The organism is Marivita sp. S6314, from assembly GCF_023015985.1.
In the GTDB taxonomy this organism is placed as follows: domain Bacteria; phylum Pseudomonadota; class Alphaproteobacteria; order Rhodobacterales; family Rhodobacteraceae; genus Marivita.
The window spans coordinates 1-2500 of the sequence record NZ_JALKAO010000017.1; the positions used below are offsets into that span (position 1 = coordinate 1).

Consider the following 2500-nt stretch of genomic DNA (forward strand, 5'->3'; position numbering starts at 1 on the left):
TTCATCGTTTTACGAGAGATATGAGGTATTTATTAGGTTTGGCGATGACCTACTCTCCCACGTCTTGAGACGCAGTACCATTGGCGCGACGGCACTTAACGGCCGGGTTCGGAATGGATCCGGGTGTTTTGCTCGTGCTATGATCACCAAACCGAATAAATACCTTACGTTGCACCGAAGGTGCGATCAGTGGGAGGCAGGGTATTGTGTAACAATGCCCGTTCCCACACCGTCGTAATTTGGGTGCAACTATCAAAATCAATGTGTTGTCCAAGCCAAGCAACTTATGCTTGGTGTAGTGCTTTTGATCTTGGTCCAGTCCGCTGCTCGTATTGAGCGTTGGTTTCGTTATTACTGGATCAAATCAAGCCTATCGGACCATTAGTACCAGTCAGCTGAACGCATTGCTGCGCTTACACCTCTGGCCTATCGACGTGGTGGTCTACCACGGTCCTCAGGGATACCTTGTTTTGAGGGGGGCTTCCCGCTTAGATGCCTTCAGCGGTTATCCTGTCCGATCATAGCTACCCTGCACTGCTGCTGGCGCAACAACAGGTCCACCAGTGGATCGTTCACCCCGGTCCTCTCGTACTAGGGGCAACTCCTCTCAAGTATCCTACACCCACGGCAGATAGGGACCGAACTGTCTCACGACGTTCTAAACCCAGCTCACGTACCTCTTTAAACGGCGAACAGCCGTACCCTTGGGACCTGCTCCAGCCCCAGGATGAGATGAGCCGACATCGAGGTGCCAAACACTGCCGTCGATATGGACTCTTGGGCAGTATCAGCCTGTTATCCCCGGCGTACCTTTTATCCGTTGAGCGATGGCCCTCCCACTTGGGACCACCGGATCACTATGGCCGTCTTTCGACTCTGCTCGACTTGTCAGTCTCGCAGTCAGGCTGGCTTCTGCCATTGCACTCAACGAGCGATTTCCGACCGCTCTGAGCCAACCTTCGCGCGCCTCCGTTACGCTTTAGGAGGCGACCGCCCCAGTCAAACTACCCGCCACGCAGGGTCCCGGATCCGGATAACGGACCGCGGTTAGACATCAAGAATGCAAAGGGTGGTATCTCAAGGGAGGCTCCACAGAAACTGGCGTTCCTGCTTCAAAGCCCACCACCTATCCTGCACATTGCAGTCCTGATGCCAGTGCGAAGCTGTAGTAAAGGTGCACGGGGTCTTTCCGTCTAACCGCGGGAAGCCTGCATCTTGACAGGCAATTCAATTTCGCTGAGTCGATGTTGGAGACAGCGGGGAAGTCGTTACGCCATTCGTGCAGGTCGGAACTTACCCGACAAGGAATTTCGCTACCTTAGGACCGTTATAGTTACGGCCGCCGTTTACCTGGGCTTCAATTCAGAGCTCTCACCCCTCCTTTTAACCTTCAGGCACCGGGCAGGCGTCAGACCCTATACGTCGTCTTGCGACTTCGCAGAGCCCTGTGTTTTTAGTAAACAGTCGCCACCCCCTGGTTTGTGCCCCCAGCCCCTAGTTGCCTAGGAACCGGGCCTCCTTCTCGCGAACTTACGGAGGTATTTTGCCGAGTTCCTTCAACATCGTTCTCTCAAGCGCCTTGGTATTCTCTACCAGTCCACCTGTGTCGGTTTAGGGTACGGTCTGATGATGGAGCTATTTCCAGGAACCTCTGAACGGCCCCTCCAATCCGATAAGGAGGAACAATCTTCGAGATCCGTCACTTCCATCTGGCCCACGAATATTAACGTGGTTCCCATCGCCTACGCCTTTCGGCCTCGGCTTAGGGGCCGGCTTACCCTGCTCAGATTAGCTTTAAGCAGGAACCCTTGGACTTTCGGCGAGAGTGTCTCTCACACTCTTTGTCGCTACTCATGTCATCATTCTCGCTAGTGATCACTCCACCGGATCGCTCACGCGCCGGCTTCACAGTAAGCTCCGCGTCTCCAAGGCCCTCCGAAGAAGGCTAAAGAGACATGGAACTATGTCACACTACGCTCTGCTACCAGTGCTTACGCACTCCGAAGCTTCGGCTCATGGCTTGAGCCCCGTTACATCTTCGCCGCAGGACAACTTATTTAGACCAGTGAGCTGTTACGCTATCTTTAAAGGATGGCTGCTTCTAAGCCAACCTCCTGGTTGTTTTGGTCGTCCCACCTGCTTTCCCACTTAGCCATGAATTAGGGGCCTTAGCTGTCGGTCAGGGTTGTTTCCCTCTCCACTACGGACGTTAGCATCCGCAGTGTGTCTGCCACATAGTACTTCCCGGTATTCGGAGTTTGGTTAGGATCAGTAAGCCTGTGGGGCCCCATTACCCATCCAGTGCTCTACCCCCGGGAGTATTCGTGTGACGCTCTACCTAAATAGATTTCGCAGAGAACCAGCTATCTCCGAGTTTGATTGGCCTTTCACCCCTAGGCACAGCTCATCCCGATCTTTTTCAACAGATGTGGGTTCGGTCCTCCAGTACGTGTTACCGTACCTTCAACCTGGCCATGCCTAGATCACTCGGTTTCGGGTC

General features: G+C 53.8%; 2 rRNA genes (1 of these 2 cut by a window edge). Both read right to left on the reverse strand.

The window, feature by feature from the left end:
* Window positions 1-36 precede the first annotated feature (36 nt).
* A 5S ribosomal RNA gene (rrf, locus tag MWU54_RS18535) occupies window positions 37-151 on the reverse strand.
* A 209-nt stretch (window positions 152-360) separates the two neighbouring features.
* Window positions 361-2500: ribosomal RNA gene (locus MWU54_RS18540) — 23S ribosomal RNA — on the reverse strand; it runs 729 nt beyond the window's last position.